The organism is Rhodococcus sp. ACS1 (assembly GCF_002300155.1).
GTDB classification, from domain to species: Bacteria; Actinomycetota; Actinomycetes; order Mycobacteriales; family Mycobacteriaceae; genus Rhodococcus_F; species Rhodococcus_F koreensis.
In genome coordinates, this window is record NZ_NSDZ01000010.1 from 510,834 (window position 1) to 528,367 (window position 17,534).

The 17,534-nt window shown below is 70.0% G+C and carries 14 protein-coding genes; all 14 read left to right on the plus strand.

Going from position 1 to position 17,534, the window contains the following annotated elements:
* Positions 1 to 268 precede the first annotated feature (268 nt).
* Positions 269 to 700: a division/cell wall cluster transcriptional repressor MraZ gene (gene mraZ / locus CJ179_RS40760; protein ID WP_095865241.1), complete on the plus strand. Its 432-nt coding sequence runs from the start codon at positions 269 to 271 to the stop codon at positions 698 to 700.
* 197 nt (positions 701 to 897) lie between these two features.
* On the plus strand, positions 898 to 1,914 hold the full coding sequence (rsmH, locus tag CJ179_RS40765; protein ID WP_072945375.1) for a 16S rRNA (cytosine(1402)-N(4))-methyltransferase RsmH: 1,017 nt from the start codon (positions 898 to 900) through the stop codon (positions 1,912 to 1,914).
* Entirely contained in the window at positions 1,911 to 2,588 is a 678-nt protein-coding gene (locus tag CJ179_RS40770; RefSeq protein ID WP_072945373.1) for a hypothetical protein, read from the plus strand. Before rsmH ends, CJ179_RS40770 begins: the two co-directional genes overlap by 4 nt.
* Positions 2,585 to 4,435 carry a penicillin-binding protein 2 gene (locus CJ179_RS40775; RefSeq protein WP_095865242.1) on the plus strand — a complete coding sequence of 617 codons (1,851 nt, stop codon included), beginning with the start codon at positions 2,585 to 2,587 and terminating at the stop codon, positions 4,433 to 4,435. Before CJ179_RS40770 ends, CJ179_RS40775 begins: the two co-directional genes overlap by 4 nt.
* A gap of 170 nt (positions 4,436 to 4,605) precedes the next feature.
* The gene (locus tag CJ179_RS40780; RefSeq protein ID WP_095865243.1) at positions 4,606 to 6,219 is read left to right on the plus strand and encodes a UDP-N-acetylmuramoyl-L-alanyl-D-glutamate--2,6-diaminopimelate ligase; all 1,614 of its coding nucleotides are present in this window, start codon (positions 4,606 to 4,608) and stop codon (positions 6,217 to 6,219) included.
* A complete protein-coding gene (gene murF, locus CJ179_RS40785) occupies positions 6,216 to 7,730 on the plus strand; it encodes a UDP-N-acetylmuramoyl-tripeptide--D-alanyl-D-alanine ligase (protein WP_095865244.1) in 1,515 nt (504 codons plus the stop codon). Before CJ179_RS40780 ends, murF begins: the two co-directional genes overlap by 4 nt.
* On the plus strand, positions 7,727 to 8,806 hold the full coding sequence (gene mraY / locus CJ179_RS40790) for a phospho-N-acetylmuramoyl-pentapeptide-transferase (RefSeq protein WP_072945365.1): 1,080 nt from the start codon (positions 7,727 to 7,729) through the stop codon (positions 8,804 to 8,806). The genes murF and mraY overlap by 4 nt, the downstream gene beginning before the upstream one ends.
* A gap of 4 nt (positions 8,807 to 8,810) precedes the next feature.
* A complete protein-coding gene (gene murD / locus CJ179_RS40795; RefSeq protein ID WP_072945363.1) occupies positions 8,811 to 10,310 on the plus strand; it encodes a UDP-N-acetylmuramoyl-L-alanine--D-glutamate ligase in 1,500 nt (499 codons plus the stop codon).
* Positions 10,307 to 11,842, plus strand: coding sequence for a putative lipid II flippase FtsW (gene ftsW / locus CJ179_RS40800; protein WP_072945361.1), 1,536 nt, complete (start codon positions 10,307 to 10,309; stop codon positions 11,840 to 11,842). The genes murD and ftsW overlap by 4 nt, the downstream gene beginning before the upstream one ends.
* Positions 11,839 to 12,987, plus strand: a complete 1,149-nt coding sequence (gene murG / locus CJ179_RS40805) for an undecaprenyldiphospho-muramoylpentapeptide beta-N-acetylglucosaminyltransferase (RefSeq protein WP_072945360.1) — start codon at positions 11,839 to 11,841, stop codon at positions 12,985 to 12,987. The genes ftsW and murG overlap by 4 nt, the downstream gene beginning before the upstream one ends.
* Entirely contained in the window at positions 12,984 to 14,495 is a 1,512-nt protein-coding gene (gene murC, locus CJ179_RS40810; protein ID WP_072945358.1) for a UDP-N-acetylmuramate--L-alanine ligase, read from the plus strand. The genes murG and murC overlap by 4 nt, the downstream gene beginning before the upstream one ends.
* Positions 14,492 to 15,376, plus strand: a complete 885-nt coding sequence (locus CJ179_RS40815) for a cell division protein FtsQ/DivIB (protein ID WP_244163771.1) — start codon at positions 14,492 to 14,494, stop codon at positions 15,374 to 15,376. Before murC ends, CJ179_RS40815 begins: the two co-directional genes overlap by 4 nt.
* 217 nt (positions 15,377 to 15,593) lie before the next feature.
* Entirely contained in the window at positions 15,594 to 16,793 is a 1,200-nt protein-coding gene (ftsZ, locus tag CJ179_RS40820) for a cell division protein FtsZ (RefSeq protein WP_072945355.1), read from the plus strand.
* On the plus strand, positions 16,790 to 17,533 hold the full coding sequence (gene pgeF, locus CJ179_RS40825) for a peptidoglycan editing factor PgeF (RefSeq protein ID WP_072945353.1): 744 nt from the start codon (positions 16,790 to 16,792) through the stop codon (positions 17,531 to 17,533). Before ftsZ ends, pgeF begins: the two co-directional genes overlap by 4 nt.
* Position 17,534: the final 1 nt, after the last annotated feature.

Here is a 17,534-nt window from a genome sequence, read left to right on the forward strand (position 1 = left end):
GTGAGCTCTCACCTGGGCTTTTCCGGTGTGCCGTGTCGCTGTGTGCCGGGGCGCGATCGACGGTGCCCGTGGCGGTGATCACGTCGGGAATTTTCCCCCACCCACTCCAATCTGCGTTGACCAGCAAGTATTGGGCAAATAGGGGGACAACACGCCGTTATCTGCCTTGTGGGTGGGGGAAAGTGGGGTACTGTGGTGCGCAGCGGGGAGCGAAGGTGAACCGCCCGGGCATACGGCGTTCGATTTCGAACGCGGTGGGAGGTGTCGAGTGTTTCTCGGTACCTACACGCCGAAGCTCGACGACAAGGGGCGGCTCACGTTGCCCGCAAAGTTCCGGGATGCGCTGGCGGGAGGGTTGATGGTCACCAAGGGTCAGGATCACAGCCTCGCGGTGTATCCCCGGGAAGAATTCACCGCTCTCGCACGCAAGGCCGCGGCCGCGTCGAGAAGCGATCCGGAGGCGCGAGCCTTCGTTCGCGGACTGGCGGCAGGTACCGACGAGCAGCACGCAGATGCCCAGGGGCGCATCACCCTCTCGGCAGATCACCGTCGTTACGCGAGTCTCTCCAAGGACTGCGTAGTGATCGGTTCGGTCGATTTCCTCGAAATCTGGGATGCGCAAGCCTGGCAGACCTATGTCGAGGCGAACGAGGAGAACTACTCGCAGGCAACAGGAGTCGCGCTCGGCGAAATCGTCTGAGCGTGAACACGTCCCGGCGAATGCCGCGAGGCCTCTGTCCGACGGAACCCTGACGCACTTCCCCAGCGCCAGGTTTTCATTTCGGGCAGGGACCTCGAAGCATTCGCCACGGCAACTGGCCGACACGAGAAGTTCGAGCAGTGAACCCCGGCACCGGGCTTGTTCACCCGCACCGCAGAGCAGGAGCCGGAGGGATCATGGTGGATCACGAGGGGGAAGATTCCTCGCCCGCCGATGGTTTCGGTCACATCCCGGTACTGCTTCACCGCGCAGACGAACTGCTGGGCCCCGCTCTCACCGCGAACGACCCGCAAGGCGGGGGCGCCGTGATGATCGACGCGACCCTCGGCCTCGGCGGGCATTCCGAGCACTTCCTGCGGACCTACCCCCAGCTGAGGCTCGTCGCCCTCGACCGTGATCCGCACGCACTGGAGATCGCCGGCGGCCGGCTCGCCCCGTTCGCGGACCGGATCACGTTCGTGCACACCCGCTACGACGGCATCGAGGATGCGCTCACCCAGGCGGGTCTCTCCGCGCGGGAGTCGGTGCACGGCATCCTCTTCGACCTCGGTGTCTCCTCGATGCAGCTCGACGAATCGGATCGCGGGTTCGCGTATTCGATCGACGCGCCCCTGGACATGCGGATGGACCCGACCACCGGCATCACCGCGGCCGAGGTCCTCAACACGTACAGCCACGGAGATCTCGCTCGCATCCTCAGCACGTACGGCGAGGAGCGCTTCGCGGGCAAGATCGCGTCCGAGGTGGTCCGGCAACGCGCGAAGGAGCCGTTCACGACCAGCGCACCGCTGGTCGAACTGCTGTACCGCACCATTCCTGCGGCGACCCGCCGTACCGGGGGACATCCGGCGAAGCGGACGTTCCAGGCCCTTCGAGTGGAGGTCAACGGCGAGCTCGATTCACTGCGCGCCGCGGTACCGGCTGCACTCGACGCGTTGACCGTCGGGGGACGCGTCGTGTTCATGTCGTACCAATCCCTGGAAGACCGGGTCGTCAAGCAGGAAATCACCCCCAGGTCCAAGTCGAAGAGCCCGGAGGGGCTTCCCGTCGAATTACCGGGGATGGGACCGGAGTTCCGGATCCTCACACGAGGGGCGGAGCGCGCGTCCGAGCAGGAAATCGAAGAGAACCCACGATCAGCCCCGGTGCGGTTGCGCGCTGCAGAAAGAATTGCCAGGAGGTCGGCGGCATGACGGTTCAGGTGAGTTCCACCGAGATTCGGCCCGCGCGGGCGGACAACCGGTCGGGCGCGGCTGAGCGGGCGTACAAGAAGCGCACCCAGCGCGCGGCCGTGCACAACGGATCCGCGATCGCCGTCTCCGGCAAGAACCGCACCGGCACGCTCACCGCCCGCATTCCGTTCGTGGCGACGATCCTCGTTCTGCTCGCGACGGGCCTGGCCGTCACACTGCTGCTCACGACCCGGTCCGCGGAGGACTCGTACCAGCTGAGCGCCGCCCGCGCGCACAACCAGTCGCTCGCGGAGGAGAAGGCGGCGCTCCAGCGTGACGTCGAGACCGCCAACTCCGCCCCGAAACTGGCGGAGGAAGCGGCCAAGCTCGGCATGGTCCCCGCGAACGACCCGGCTCGGCTCGTCGTCCACCCCGACGGCAGCGTCGAGGTCGTCGGAAAACCGGCCCCGGCGTCGGGTGCGCCCGTGCCTCCACTCGACGCGGCCGCCCCGAACACCCAGCGTGGCAACTCCGTGGCTACCGCCCCGAATCGAGGGAGCACCACGCAGTCTCCGCGCGCCACGCCGCAGCCCGGCAATGGCACGGAGATCCAGGCGCAAGGTGAACAATTGGTTCCCGTGATCCCTTCGGCCGCCGCACCGACGACTGCTCCACCCTCCGGTGGTCGCCGGTGAGTCGAAGCGCACCGAGAAATCGTCCCCGGCGCCCTGCGGGCGCCGGGAGCGCGTCATTTCCGTTCAGGCAACGGATCGGGCGCGGACTGATGTTCTTGGCGCTCGGCCTCGCCGCCGTGCAGCTTCTGTGGATCCAGGTCATCGACGCACCGCAACTGTCCGCGGAGGCGGCGAACCAGCGCACGACCACCGAGGTGGATCCGGCGCTGCGCGGGTCGATCACCGACCGCAACACCAATCCCATCGCCTTCACGATGGAAGCGAAGGCGCTGACGTTTCAGCCCACGCGGGTGCGCAAGGAACTCGAGGAGGCGAAGGCCAAGAGCGATACCGCCCCCGACGTCGATTCGCGACTCGACGCGATCGCGAAGGAGATCCACGACCGGCTCGGCGACGCCGCACCGGAGAAGGATCTGAAGGAGAAACTGCACGGCGACGAGACGTTCGTCTATCTGGCGCGCAGCGTCGACCCGAACATCGCCGCGCAGATCAGCGACAAGTTCCCGGAGGTCGGCCTCGAACGCCAGGACATCCGCGAGTACCCGGGCGGGTCCCTTGCCGCCAACCTCGTCGGCGCCACCGGCTGGGACGGTCACGGACTGCTCGGCCTCGAGGATTCGCTCGACTCCACCCTCGCCGGCACCGACGGCTCCCAGACGTACGACAGGGGCTCCGACGGCGCGGTGATTCCCGGCAGCTGGCGTGACAAGCAACCGGCGGTGGACGGATCGAGCGTCGAGCTCACCATCGACTCCGACCTGCAGTACTACGTACAGCAGCAGGTTCAGATGGCCAAGGACAAGTCCGGCGCGAAGGACGCGTCGGCGGTCGTGCTCGACTCCCACACCGGTGAGGTGCTCGCGATGTCGAACGACAGCACGTTCAATCCCGCGATCGGGGTCGGCAACAACCCGCGAACGGTGGAGATGGGCAACCTGCCGGTGAGCACGCCGTTCGAGCCGGGATCCGTCAACAAGATCGTCACCGCGGCGGCCGCGATCGAGTACGGGCTGACCTCACCTGACGAGGTTCTCGAGGTTCCCGGCAGCATTCAGATGTCGGGTGTGTCGGTGAAGGACGCGTGGGACCACGGGGTCGCGCCGTACACGGCCACGGGCGTGTTCGGTAAGTCCTCGAACGTGGGCACCCTGATGCTCGCCCAGCGCGTGGGGGAGGACCGTTACGCGGACATGCTGTCCAGGTTCGGTCTCGGCCAGCGCACCGACGTCGGGCTTCCCGGTGAGAGCGCGGGCAGCGTCCCCAGCCGGGACCAGTGGTCGGGGGGCACGTTCGCGAACCTTCCGATCGGACAGGGCCTGTCGATGACCCTGCTGCAGATGACCGGCATGTACCAGGCGATCGCCAACGACGGTGTCCGCATCCCGCCGCGCATCGTCAAGGCGACGGTCGACGCGTCCGGCAACCGGACCGAGACGGAGGCGCCGGAGGAGGTGACGGTCGTCAGCCCGCAGACCGCGGCCACCGTCCGCGACATGTTCCGGTCCGTCACCCAGAACGACACGGGCAACCAGCGCGGCACCGGGGTGCAGGCCGCCGTCGACGGGTACCAGATCAGCGGCAAGACGGGCACCGCCCAGCAGGTCGATCCCGCGTGCAAGTGCTACTCGAACTCGAACTACTGGATCACGTTCGCCGGGATCGCTCCGGCCGACAATCCGCGGTACGTCGTCGGAATCATGCTCAATGCGCCGACACGCAGTGCGGACGGCTCCGGTGGGCAGTCTGCTGCCCCGCTGTTCCACAACATCGCGTCCTGGATGTTGCAGCGCGACAGCGTGCCGATGTCCCCGGACCCCGGACGCAGGCTGGTGCTGCAGGCCGATTGAGCGAAGGTCGGCCGAATCGGGTTCCGGGAGCGCTCGCGGTAATCTGACACGTCGGCCGTTCAGTGGACACGCGCATTTGCCGTGAACGCAGGGAACTGCCGAGGTAGCACGCTGTATCGATCCGTGCACTACGCCGTTGTCCGTGAGAGTCGACATCCGAGAGGAGCCCGGTGCCTGTTCCGTCCCGCCCGCAGTCGGCGTCAGTGGAGGCGAAGGTCACAGACGGTCTTCGCCCCGCCCAGCCGGTCCGTACCACGGTGAGCGCTCTGGCCGCGCTCGCCGGAGCGAGGGTCGAGGCACCCACCGGAACCGCCGAGCACGTGATCGTCACCGGGGTGGACCTGCGCGCCCAGGGGATCATGGAGGGCGATCTGTTCGCAGCCCTTCCCGGGGCCCGCGCGCACGGCGCGGAGTTCGCCGCCGACGCTCTCGGACGCGGAGCCACCGCGATCCTCACCGACGAGGCCGGATTCGCGCTGGTGTCCGCACTGGGCACCGACGCTCCGGTGCTCGTCCACGACGACCCGCGCGGCGTGCTCGGTGAGCTGTCGGCCACCATCTACGGTCGCCCCTCGGAGAAGATGCAGGTCATCGGCATCACGGGGACGTCGGGGAAGACCACCACCTCGTATCTCGTCGAAGGCGCCCTCAACGCGGCAGGCCGGACGACGGGTCTCGTGGGCACGATCGAGACCCGGATGAGCGGCCGCCGGGTGCCGAGCGCCCTGACGACCCCCGAGGCGCCGCAACTCCACGCGCTGTTCGCCGTGATGCTCGAGCAGGGGATCGACACCGTCGTCATGGAGGTGTCCAGCCACGCGCTGTCCCTCGGCCGCGTCGACGGAGTCCGCTTCGACGTGGGCGCGTTCACCAACCTCTCCCAGGACCACCTGGACTTCCACCGCGACTTCGAGGACTACTTCGCCGCCAAGGCGCGGCTCTTCGCGGCCGACTCGTCCGTGCACGCGCAGTACGCCGTCATCTGCGTCGACGACGTGTGGGGCCGGCGGATGGCCGAGGTCGCGCGCGGCGCCCACTCGATCGTGACGACGGTCGCGACGACGCCGGTGACCGACGGCGCGGTGTGGACGGCGGGCCCGGCGACGGTGTCGGCATCCGGCTCGCAGACGTTCGCGCTCACCACCGCCGAGGGCACGGCGCTCGACGTGGAACTCCGGATGCCGGGGCAGTACAACGTCGCGAACGCTTCGCTCGCCGTCGCGTTGTGCGCCGCGCTGGGCGTCGATCCGCGCGACGCCGTCGCCGGTATCGCCGGGGTCGACGTGCCGGGCCGGGTGCAGCGGATCGACCGGGGGCAGGATTTTCTCGCCGTCGTCGACTACGCGCACAAGCCCGCCGCGGTGGAGGCCGTGATCGCGACGCTGCGCGAGCAGGTCCGCGGCCGCGTCGCCGTCGTCGTGGGTGCCGGGGGCGATCGCGACGCGGGTAAGCGGCCCCTGATGGGCGCCGCGGCCGCGCGGGGAGCCGACCTGCTGATCATCACGGACGACAACCCGCGTACCGAGGATCCGGCGAAGATCAGGGCCGCGATCCGCGAGGGCGCCCTCGGGGTGCCCGAGTCCGAGCGGGGACAGGTGTGGGAAGTAGCGGACCGAGCGAAGGCGATCGCCGACGCCGTCGGCTGGGCGCAGGCAGGCGACGTGGTTCTGGTCGCAGGCAAGGGACACGAGATCGGTCAGGAGATACACGGGGTGAAGTACCCATTTGACGACCGCGACGTACTGGGCGACGCGATCGAGCGACAGGTCGGAGGAACGCGATGATCCCGATGACACTCGCTCGGATCGCCGAGATCGTGGGCGGCGAACTGCACGATGTCGCCGACCCGTCGGCCGAGGTGACGGGAACGGTCGAATTCGACTCGCGCAAGGTCGCCGGCGGCGGATTGTTCCTCGCCCTGCCCGGCGCCCGCGTCGACGGACACGATCACGCGGCAGCGGCGATCGAGGCCGGTGCGGTCGCGGTCCTGGCCGCGCGCCCGGTCGGGGTCCCCGCCGTGGTGGTCACCCCGACGCCCGGGGCAGGCCCGAGCAAGGCGATGGCGCTCGAACACGACACCGACGGATCGGGCGCCGCCGTACTCGCGGCCCTCGCGAAGCTCGCGCGCGCATCCGTCGACGACCTCACCGCGAAGGGGCTCACCGTCGTCGGCGTCACCGGCTCGGCAGGCAAGACGTCGACGAAGGATCTGCTCGCCGCCGTCCTGCGGCCCCTCGGTCCCGTCGTCGCGCCGCCCGGATCGTTCAACAACGAACTCGGCCACCCGTGGACCGCGCTGCGCGCGGACGCCGAAACGGGATTCCTGGTTCTGGAGATGTCGGCCCGGGACCGCGGCCACATCGCCTCTCTCGCCGCGATCGCGCCCCCGAAAATCGGGGTGGTCCTCAACGTGGGAACGGCGCACCTCGGCGAATTCGGTTCGCGGGACGCGATCGCCGCGGCCAAGGGCGAACTCCCGGAGTCGCTGCCCTCGGCGGAGGACGGTGGAGTCGCGATCCTCAACGCGGACGATCCGCTGGTGGTGGCCATGGCCCCGCGCACGTCGGCGCGGGTGGTGCTCGTCGGCCGCTCGGAATCCGCGCACGTGCGGGCCACCGACATCGTGCTCGACGAGAGGGCAAGGGCGCGTTTCACTCTCACGACGACGGCGGGCAGCGCTCCCGTCGAACTCGCCGTGCACGGTGAGCACCAGGTCGGAAACGCACTCGCAGCAGCCGCGGTGGCGCTCGAATGCGGTGCGCACCTCGACCAGATCGCGCAGGCGCTCTCCGGCGCCGCCGCCGTCTCGGGGCGCCGGATGGACGTCCGCGACCGGCCGGACGGTGTGACCGTCGTCAACGATTCGTACAACGCGAACCCCGACTCGATGCGGGCCGCCCTCAAAGCGCTGGTGTCGATGGCCAGGTCGGGCCGGGGAGCGGCGCGCCGGAGTTGGGCGGTGCTCGGAGAAATGGCCGAGCTGGGTCCAGAATCAGTGGTCGAACACGACGCCATCGGCAGATTCGCGGTCCGGCTCGATGTCAGCAGGCTGATCGTCGTCGGAACCGGCAGGCCCGCCCGGGCCATGCACCAGGGTGCGGTCATGGAAGGTTCGTGGGGTGAGGAGTCGATCCTCGTCCCCGACATCGCCGGTGCGGTCGCACTGCTCGAGAAGGAACTGGCGCCGGGAGATCTGGTGCTGGTCAAGGCGTCGCAGTCCATCGGATTGTGGGAGGTCGCGGACACGGTGTTGGCGGGAAGCACGGGACAGAAGGGTTCGGAGGCTACGCGGTGAGACAGATCCTCTTTGCGGCGGGCATCGCGCTCGCCGTCTCGATTCTGCTGACCCCCGTTCTCATCAAGGCCTTCTCCCGTCAGGGGTTCGGCCAGGAGATCCGCGTCGAAGGTCCGGCGAGTCACCAGTCGAAGCGCGGCACGCCGACGATGGGTGGCGTCGCCATCCTCGCCGGACTGTGGGCGGGCTACTGGGGTTCGCACATGATCGGCATCGGGTACGACGCGGACGGGCCGTCGGCGTCGGGACTCCTCGTGCTCGGTCTCACGACGGCGCTCGGCGGCGTCGGGTTCCTCGACGACTTCATCAAGATCCGCAAGCAGCGCAACCTGGGGCTGAACAAGACGGCGAAACTCGTCGGACAGCTCATCGCGGCGGTGGCGTTCGGCATCCTCGCGCTGCAGTTCCGCGGTGCGAACGACCTCACCCCAGGCAGCGAGCACCTGTCCTATGTGCGCGACATCGCGACGGTCACGATGGGCTCCGTCGTATTCGTGGCGTTCTGCTACCTGCTGGTGAGCGCGTGGTCGAACGCGGTCAACCTCACCGACGGCCTCGACGGGCTCGCCGCCGGTTCCATGAGCCTGGTGCTCGGCGCATACGTGATCATTACGTTCTGGCAGTACCGCAACGCGTGCGAGACGAGCCCCGGCAAGGGCTGCTACGACGTCCGCGACCCGCTCGATCTGGCCCTGATCTGCGCGGCCGGCGCCGGTGCGTGCATCGGATTCCTCTGGTGGAACGCCGCGCCCGCCAAGATCTTCATGGGCGACACCGGTTCGCTGGCACTCGGCGGCATGCTCGCCGGACTGTCGATCACGACGCGCACCGAACTGCTGATGGTCGTGATCGGCGCGCTGTTCGTCGCCGAGGCGGCGTCGGTGGTGATCCAGGTCGCGGTGTTTAGGTCGAGCCGAAGACGCGTGTTCCGGATGGCCCCGTTCCATCACCACTTCGAACTCGCCGGGTGGGCGGAAACCACGGTGATCATCCGTTTCTGGTTGCTGGCCGCCATCGCCTCCGCGATCGGGCTCGCGCTGTTCTACAGCGAGTACCTGGCAGCGATCGGGGGCTGACGCCGTGACAGAGGAACACGGCGGGCTCGACTGGTTGCGGGGCCGCAGTGTCCTCGTCGCCGGTGCGGGTGTGTCCGGCCGCGCCACCATCGAACCTCTTCGTGACCTCGGGGCCCACGTCACCGTCACCGACTCGAACGTCGACGCCCTCGCCGAATGCGCACGGCTGGGGGCGGCGACCGTCCCGATCGACGATCTGCTCGCCGAGCGGGAGCGGGTCGCCGAGTTCGCGCTGGTCGTGACGAGTCCGGGTTTCCGCCCGGACGCGCCGCTGCTCTCGGTCGCCGCCGGGGACGGGGTGCCGATCTGGGGCGACATCGAATTCTCGTGGCACGTGGACCGGGCCGGGCTCTACGGCCCGCCGCGGCGGTGGCTGGTGGTCACCGGCACCAACGGCAAGACCACGACGACCTCCATGCTGCACTCCGTTCTCGAGGCGGCCGGGTTGCCGAGCCTGGCCTGCGGCAACATCGGGCTCCCGGTGCTCAACGCACTGCGGCAGACCGAACCGCGGGCGGACGTGCTGGCCGTCGAACTGTCGTCGTTCCAGCTGCACTGGGCGCCGTCGGTCCGGCCGACTGCGGGCGCGATCCTCAACATCGCCGAGGATCACCTGGACTGGCACGGCGGCATGCAGCCGTACATCGACGCGAAGGCCCGCGCCCTGACCGGTGAGGTCGCGGTGCTCGGTCTCGACGACGAAGTCGCGTCCTCTCTCTTCTCCTCGTCCCTCGCAGCGCGCACCCTGGGTTTCCGGCTGGGGGTGCCCGCGCCGGGCGAACTGGGCGTCGAGGACGGCTATCTCGTCGATCGCGCGTTCGCGGAGGGCGAGCGGCTGGCCCCGGCCGACGGGATCACCCCACCCGGGCCCGCCGGACTGATGGATGCGCTGGCAGCGGCGGCTCTCGCCCGGGCGATCGGGGTTCCGCCTGCCGCCGTCGCAGCAGGCCTGGCCGCCCACGTGGTGGGCCCGCACCGGGCGGCGCACGTCGCCGACGTTGGGGGAGTGACGTTCGTCGACGACTCCAAGGCGACCAACCCGCACGCCGCCCGCCCGTCGATCCTCGCCCACGACCGGGTGGTGTGGATCGCCGGCGGTCTGCTGAAGGGTGCGCGGGTCGACGACCTCGTCCGGGAGGTGGCCGGCCGCCTCGCGGGCGCCGTCCTGCTGGGCCGCGATGCGAGGCAGATCGCAGAGTCGCTTGCGCGACACGCCCCCGAGGTTCCCGTGGTCACCGTGGAAACGGGAGACGATGCAGGTGTGAGTGCAGTCCCGCAGACCGCGATGCACCGGGTGGTGCTGCCGGCGGACACCGACAGCGACGCTGTGATGGGCGTCGTCGTGCGCGAGGCGGCTGCGCTGGCAACGGCAGGCGATGCCGTCGTCCTGGCGCCCGCGGCGGCGTCGCTCGACATGTTCGACAGTTACGGTCACCGGGGGCGCAGCTTCGCGGACGCCGTCGGCAGGCTCGACGAGTCGGACATCTCCAGGACACCGCGATGACCTCCGCCGGAGCCCGCACCCGCCGCGTCCCCGAAGGACAGCGGTCCCCGGCCCGCACCGCCGCCGCACCCGGGGTGGCCAAGCGCGCACCGTCGAGTCCGCGCACGCGGGCGGCCCCTCCCCGCAGCCCGCGCACCCGGATCGGGGCGTGGCTGTCGCGGCCGCTGGCGTCGTTCCACCTCGTCGTGACCATCGCGTTTCTGCTGACGGTCCTCGGCCTGGTGATGGTGCTGTCGTCGTCGAGTGTCGAGGCCTACGCCTCCGACGGCTCGGCCTACACCCTCTTCACCCGGCAGGCGCTGTTCGCGGCTCTCGGACTCGGCCTGTTCTACGCGGCGCTGCAGATCCCCGTCCGGGTGATGCGTGCCCTGTCGTTCCCGGCGTTCGCGGTCACGATCATCCTGCTGGTCCTGGTCCTCATCCCCGGGATCGGCACCGTGTCCCAGGGCACGCGTGGCTGGTTCGTGGTCGCCGGATTCTCGTTGCAGCCCGCCGAGCTCACCAAGATCGCGCTGGCGGTATGGGGTGCGCACATCCTGGCGTCGCGCCGCAGCGACATCTCCAGCGTCCGCGACATGCTGGTGCCGCTGGTTCCGGCCGCTCTCATCGCGTTCGTCCTGATCATCCTGCAGCCCGATCTCGGCACGACGGTCTCGCTGGCCATCATCCTGATGGCGCTGCTGTGGTTCGCGGGACTGCCGCTGAAGCTGTTCGTCGCCATCGTCGGCACCGGCGTCGCCGGAATCGTGATCCTCGCGCTCACCGCCGGCTACCGGTCCGCTCGCGTGCGCGAGTTCCTCAACCCCGGCTCCGACCCGCAGGGCATCGGATACCAGTCGCGGCAGGCGATGTACTCGCTCGCGGACGGCGGGATCCTCGGCCGCGGGCTCGGGCAGAGCCGCGCGAAGTGGAGCTACCTGCCGAACGCGCACAACGACTTCATCTTCGCGATCATCGGCGAGGAACTCGGATACCTCGGCGGCGCCGCGGTCCTCGGCCTGTTCGGGCTGTTCGTGTACACGGGCCTGCGCATCGCGGCCCGATCCGCCGACCCGTTCCTCCGGTTGCTCACCGGAACGGCGACCGTGTGGATCACCGGGCAGGCGTTCATCAACGTGGGATACGTGATCGGGCTGCTCCCCGTCACCGGGCTGCAGTTGCCGCTGGTGTCGGCGGGCGGAACGTCGACGGCCACCACACTGTTCATGTTCGGTCTCGTCGCCAACGCGGCGCGGCACGAACCGGAGGCGGTCGCGGCGCTGCACTCCGGGCAGGACGGCCCGTTCGGTCGTCTGCTGCGGCTCCGCAAACCGGAGGCGTATTCACCGGTGCGGGCGGACGCGGCGCGCGCAGAGGCGGTGCGCCGGGCCGAGGCCCGTCGCCGGGCCGGTCGCGAGATGGCCCCGCGGACCCGCAGCATCACATACGAGAAGGGCCGCCCCGAACGCGGCAAGGGCCGCACCCCCGAACGCGGTGCACGTCAACAGCGAAGCTCGGGTGGCCGAGCAGGAGAGCGAGGATTTCGTAGGTGAACGGCGACAAGCCCACCCTGTCGGTGATCGTGGCCGGCGGTGGTACCGCCGGGCACATCGAACCGGCCCTGGCCGTGGCCGACGCGATCAAGGCGATCGACGACACCGCGGTGGTGACCGCTCTCGGCACGGCGCGTGGCCTCGAAACCACGCTGGTTCCCGAGCGGGGCTACCCGCTCGAACTCGTTCCGCCGGTGCCGCTGCCCCGTAAACCCACCCTCGACCTGCTGCGGCTGCCCGGGCGCGTGCGCGCGTCGGTGCGCCGTACCCGCGAGGTGCTCGACGCGACCAATGCCGACGTCGTCGTCGGTTTCGGCGGGTACGTCGCGCTGCCCGCGTACCTCGCGGCAGGCCCCGGCCTGCTCCGCCGCCGGCGCCGCATCCCGATCGTCGTGCACGAGGCGAACGCCAGCGCCGGGATCGCGAACAAGATCGGCGCCCGCCGCGCCGCCCGCGTCCTGGCCGCGGTCGCCGGTTCGGGCGTGTCGGCACGGGGGCGCTCGGACGCCGAGATCCTCGGTATCCCGGTGCGGGCGTCGATCACCGGTCTCGACCGGGCCGCGTTGCGCGCGGAGGCGCGTGCACACTTCGGCCTCCCCGCCGACGGCCCGGTGCTGCTGGTGTTCGGCGGTTCGCAGGGCGCGCGGTCGCTGAACGAGGCCGTGTCAGGTGCGGCCGAGTCGCTCGCGGCGGCCGGGGTGGCCGTCCTCCACGCGCACGGACCGAAGAACACCCTCGACGTTCCCGCGACCCCGGGCGGCCCGCCGTACGTGGCCGTTCCCTACCTGTCGCGGATGGACCTCGCCTATTCGGCGGCGGACGCCGTGATCTGCCGGTCGGGTGCGATGACGGTTGCCGAGGTGTCGGCGGTCGGCCTTCCCGCGGTGTACGTGCCGCTGCCACACGGCAACGGTGAGCAGGAACTGAACGCGCGGCCGGTCGTGGCCGCCGGAGGTGGAATGATTGTGGCCGACGGAGACCTGTCCGCCGGATTCGTCGCGGAGACCGTGATCCCCCTGCTGCGCGACCCCGCACAGCTCGAGGACATGGGACGACGCGCGGCCGGCGCGGGTCACCGCAGCGCAGCCGCCGAGGTTGCGCGCATCGTGATCGACGTGGCCGCGCAGACGAGGGGAACCCGATGACCGACCTGCCCGCGCAGTTGGAACGTGTCCACATGGTCGGGATCGGCGGCGCCGGAATGTCCGGAATCGCGAGGATCCTGCTGGCCAGGGGTGGACAGGTGTCCGGTTCGGACGCCAAGGAGAGCCGCGGCGTCCTCGCGTTGCGTGCCCGCGGCGCGCAGGTCCGCATCGGCCACGACGCCTCCGCACTCGACCTGCTGCCCGGCGGCCCGACCGTCGTGGTCACCACCCACGCCGCCATCCCCAAGGACAACCCGGAACTCGTGGAGGCGGCCCGGCGCGGGATTCCCGTGATCCTGCGGCCCGCGGTGCTGGCCTCGCTGATGCAGGGGCACCGCACCCTGCTGGTGTCGGGCACCCACGGCAAGACGTCGACCACGTCGATGCTGGTGGTGGCGCTGCAACACTGCGGGTACGATCCGTCGTTCGCGGTCGGCGGCGAACTCAACGAGGCCGGAACCAACGCCCACCACGGCAGCGGCGACGTGTTCGTCGCCGAGGCCGACGAGAGCGACGGTTCACTGCTCCAGTACGACCCGAACGTCGTCGTCGTCACCAACGTCGAGGCCGATCACCTCGACTACTTCGGAAGCCCCGAGGCCTACATCCAGGTATTCGACGATTTCGCGGCCCGGCTCTCGCACGGCGGGCTGCTCGTCGCCTGCCTCGACGATCCGGGGTCCGCGGCGCTCGCGCAGCGGGTGGCGGCACGGGGACTGCCCGGGGTGCGGGTGCTCGGCTACGGCAGCGCCGAGGATGCGGACGGGGCCTTCGCTCCGATCGACGGCGTCGAGGTCGGCGCGCGCCTGCTGAGTTTCGAGGCCAGGGACGTCGGCGGGGTACTGCAGTTCCAGCTGGCCGGGGAGCAGGCGCCGAGAACGATCCGGATGAATGTGCCCGGCAGGCACATGGCGCTCAATGCGCTGGCCGCGCTCCTCGCCGCCATGGAGGCGGGCGCCGACGTGGACGAAATCCTCGAGGGCATCGCCGGTTTCGGGGGAGTGCACCGCCGGTTCCAGTTCACCGGCCGCGAGCACGGGGTGCGTGTGTTCGACGACTACGCGCACCACCCGACCGAGGTGCGTGCCGTGCTCGGCGCCGCCGCCGATCTGGTGCGCCAGCCCCACGAGGCCGATCGCCGCGAATCCGAGGACTCGGTGCGCAGCGGCAAGGTCATCGTGGTCTTCCAGCCGCACCTGTATTCCCGCACAGCAACATTCGCCGAGGAATTCGGGCACGCACTGGACCTCGCCGACGAGGTCGTGGTCCTCGACGTGTACGGGGCGCGGGAAGAACCGCTCCCGGGCGTCAGCGGCGCCCTGGTCGCGCTGTCGGTGTCGAAGCCGGTGCACTACCAGCCGGACCTGTCGCAGGCGCCGCGTCAGGTCGCGGGACTCGCGTCCCCCGGTGACGTGGTGATCACCATGGGCGCCGGCGACGTGACGATGCTCGGGAACCAGATCCTCGACGCTCTGCGTGCGGCTCCGCACCACCACCCGTCGCGATGACGCGGGAGCGCCGCGGCCGGTCCGAGCGGCCGGACCGCCCTGTCCGCCGCGACGCCGCGCGCAGTCCGCAACCGGGCACGTCCGGCGCACGCGCCGCGGCGGGCGACCGGACGTCCTCGCGTCGGCGCAGCGCGATCGCCACCGACCCCGGCACGCGGCGCACCCGCGAATCGGCTTCGGCGGCACGGAAGTCCACGGCGGTGGAGACGCCGCGGCGTCCGTGGTACCGGCGGCCTGCGGTGATGGGTGTGGTCGGCGTCGTCGTGGTCGTGGCGCTCGGTCTCGTCGCGTGGTTCACGCCGCTGCTGTCGGTGCGGCAGACGGACGTCGCGGGGGCGACGTCGATTTCCGAGGAGCAGATTCGCCAGGCGCTGGCGGTGCCGCAGGGGCAGCCGCTGCTCCGGGTCGACACCGAGGGCGCGGCCCTGCGCGTCGCCGCGATCCCGAAGGTGGCGTCCGCCCGCGTGCAACGGGTGTACCCGTCCACCATCCGCGTCACGGTAACCGAGCGGGTGCCCGTCGTGTTCGTCGACAGCCCCGGCGGCACCCATCTCCTCGACGCGGAGGCCGTGGATTACGAGATCGCACCGCCGCCGCCCGGGGTGCCGCGACTGGTGACGGAGAAGCCGGGGTGGGGCGACCCGTCGACGGAGGCGGCGATCGAGGTGCTGGAGTCGATGCCGCCCCAGCTGCGCGGTCAGGTGGGACAGGTTGCGGCGAAGTCGATTTCGGATATCGCGGTGACACTGCTCGACGGCCGGATCGTGGTGTGGGGCGGCACGGAGAAGTCCGAGCGCAAGGCCGCGGTCACCCTGCCGCTGCTCACCCAGCCCGGGCAGACGTACGACGTGTCGAGTCCCGACCTGCCGACGGTGCGGTGAGGGGCCGTGACTCGGATGCGAAAGAGTTGCGGGCGAGTTCGTCAAATAACTCGGCGCGTCTCGGCGCGCCTAATGGCGTATCCGTATGACGGTGCATAGCGTTTCGCTCTAGTCGAGCAGCACTTGACATAACCGTAACCCTATGGTTGAGGTTGAGGCTTCAGACTGGGCTGATCTGTACGAAAGCGTGATACACACTCATGGAAGGCGAGAGCCGATGACGCCCCCGCACAACTACCTCGCCGTAATAAAGGTCGTCGGCATCGGCGGCGGCGGCGTGAACGCAGTCAACCGGATGATCGAGCAGGGACTCAAGGGAGTCGAGTTCATTGCCGTCAACACCGACGCGCAAGCACTGCTGATGAGTGACGCCGACGTCAAGCTCGACGTCGGCCGGGAACTCACCCGCGGGCTCGGCGCCGGCGCGGATCCCGAAGTCGGCCGCAAGGCCGCAGAAGATCACAAGGACGAGATCGAGGAAGTCCTCAAGGGCGCCGACATGGTGTTCGTGACCGCAGGCGAGGGCGGCGGCACCGGCACCGGTGGCGCACCGGTCGTGGCGAGTATCGCGCGCAAGCTCGGCGCCCTCACCGTCGGCGTCGTCACGCGCCCCTTCTCCTTCGAGGGCAAGCGCCGCGGCGGCCAGGCCGACACCGGCATCCAGTCGCTGCGCGAATCGTGCGACACCCTCATCGTGATCCCCAACGACCGCCTCCTGCAGCTCGGCGACGCCGCGGTCAGCCTCATGGACGCGTTCCGCAGCGCCGACGAGGTCCTGCTCAACGGTGTCCAGGGCATCACCGACCTCATCACCACCCCCGGACTGATCAACGTCGACTTCGCCGACGTCAAGGGAGTCATGTCCGGCGCGGGTAGCGCGCTGATGGGCATCGGATCCTCGCGCGGCGAGGGCCGGGCCATCAAGGCCGCGGAATCGGCGATCAACTCCCCGCTGCTCGAGGCGTCGATGGAGGGTGCGCGCGGCGTGCTGCTCTCGATCGCCGGTGGCAGCGACCTCGGTCTGTTCGAGATCAACGAGGCTGCGTCGCTGGTGCAGGAAGCCGCCCACATCGACGCCAACATCATCTTCGGCACCGTCATCGACGATTCCCTCGGCGACGAAGTGCGGGTCACCGTCATCGCCGCCGGGTTCGACGGCGGCACCCCCGCCCGCAGGCCGGTCGAGTCGGGTGCCGCCGGTCGCAGCGCCATCGGCGCCGGACGGGCGGGCGAGGTCGGACAGTCCGTTGAGCAGCAGAACAGCGAGCCGATGTCGGTGACCCGCGAGACGATCAGCTCGCACCAGAGCCCGAGCAGTCTGCCGCCGCTTCCCGGAAACGGGCAGTCCCGCGCGGTGCCGGTGTCCGACGAGGAGGGTGAAGACGAAGTCGACGTGCCCTCCTTCATGCGTCGTTGAGTTCGCCGACCGCCCCCGAGTTCAGGGTTCGCCGGGTCGTCACCACCCGCGCCGGAGGACACTCCGTCGCACCGTACGACACGTTCAACCTCGGTGATCACGTCGGCGACGATCCGGCCGCGGTGGAGGCGAACCGGCGCCGGCTCGCGGGCGAGATCGGCGTGCCGTTCGACCACCTGGTGTGGATGGAGCAGATCCACAGCCGCAACGTGACCGTCGTCGACGGGCCCACCGATACGCCGGTGCCCGCGACGGACGCGCTGGTGACGACGGTGCGGGGGCTCGCGCTCGCGACCCTCAGCGCCGACTGCGTCCCGGTGCTGCTGTCCGACGACGAGGCTGGGGTGATCGCCGCCGTCCACGCCGGCCGGATCGGCGCCCGCATCGGCATCGTTCCGCGGGTGCTCGACGTCATGGTGGAGCAGGGGGCGCGGATCGACCGGATCGGCGCGTTCCTGGGTCCGGCGGCGAGCGGCAGGCAGTACGAGGTGCCCGCGGCGATGCAGGCGGACGTCGAGAAGTTCCTTCCCGGCAGCGCCGTCCGCACTGCCAAGGGGACCCCCGGCCTGGACCTGCGGGCGGGTCTGCGGAAACAACTGCTCGACGCGGGTGTCGCCGGCGTGGCGGAGGATCCGCGCTGCACCATCGAGGACCAGACGCTGTTCAGTCATCGCCGCCAGGCCCCGACCGGTCGGCTCGCGGCGGTGATCTGGATGGATACTGGGCAGGACAGCGTGTGAC

Bases quoted from the DNA above. Each gene is read 5' to 3' on its own strand.
- rsmH (WP_072945375.1), top strand. From the start codon at position 898: ATGGTGGATCACGAGGGGGAAGATTCCTCGCCCGCCGATGGTTTCGGT.
- CJ179_RS40770 (WP_072945373.1), top strand. From the start codon at position 1,911: ATGACGGTTCAGGTGAGTTCCACCGAGATTCGGCCCGCGCGGGCGGAC.
- murF (WP_095865244.1), top strand. From the start codon at position 6,216: ATGATCCCGATGACACTCGCTCGGATCGCCGAGATCGTGGGCGGCGAA.
- ftsW (WP_072945361.1), top strand. From the start codon at position 10,307: ATGACCTCCGCCGGAGCCCGCACCCGCCGCGTCCCCGAAGGACAGCGG.
- murC (WP_072945358.1), top strand. From the start codon at position 12,984: ATGACCGACCTGCCCGCGCAGTTGGAACGTGTCCACATGGTCGGGATC.
- CJ179_RS40815 (WP_244163771.1), top strand. From the start codon at position 14,492: ATGACGCGGGAGCGCCGCGGCCGGTCCGAGCGGCCGGACCGCCCTGTC.
- ftsZ (WP_072945355.1), top strand. From the start codon at position 15,594: ATGACGCCCCCGCACAACTACCTCGCCGTAATAAAGGTCGTCGGCATC.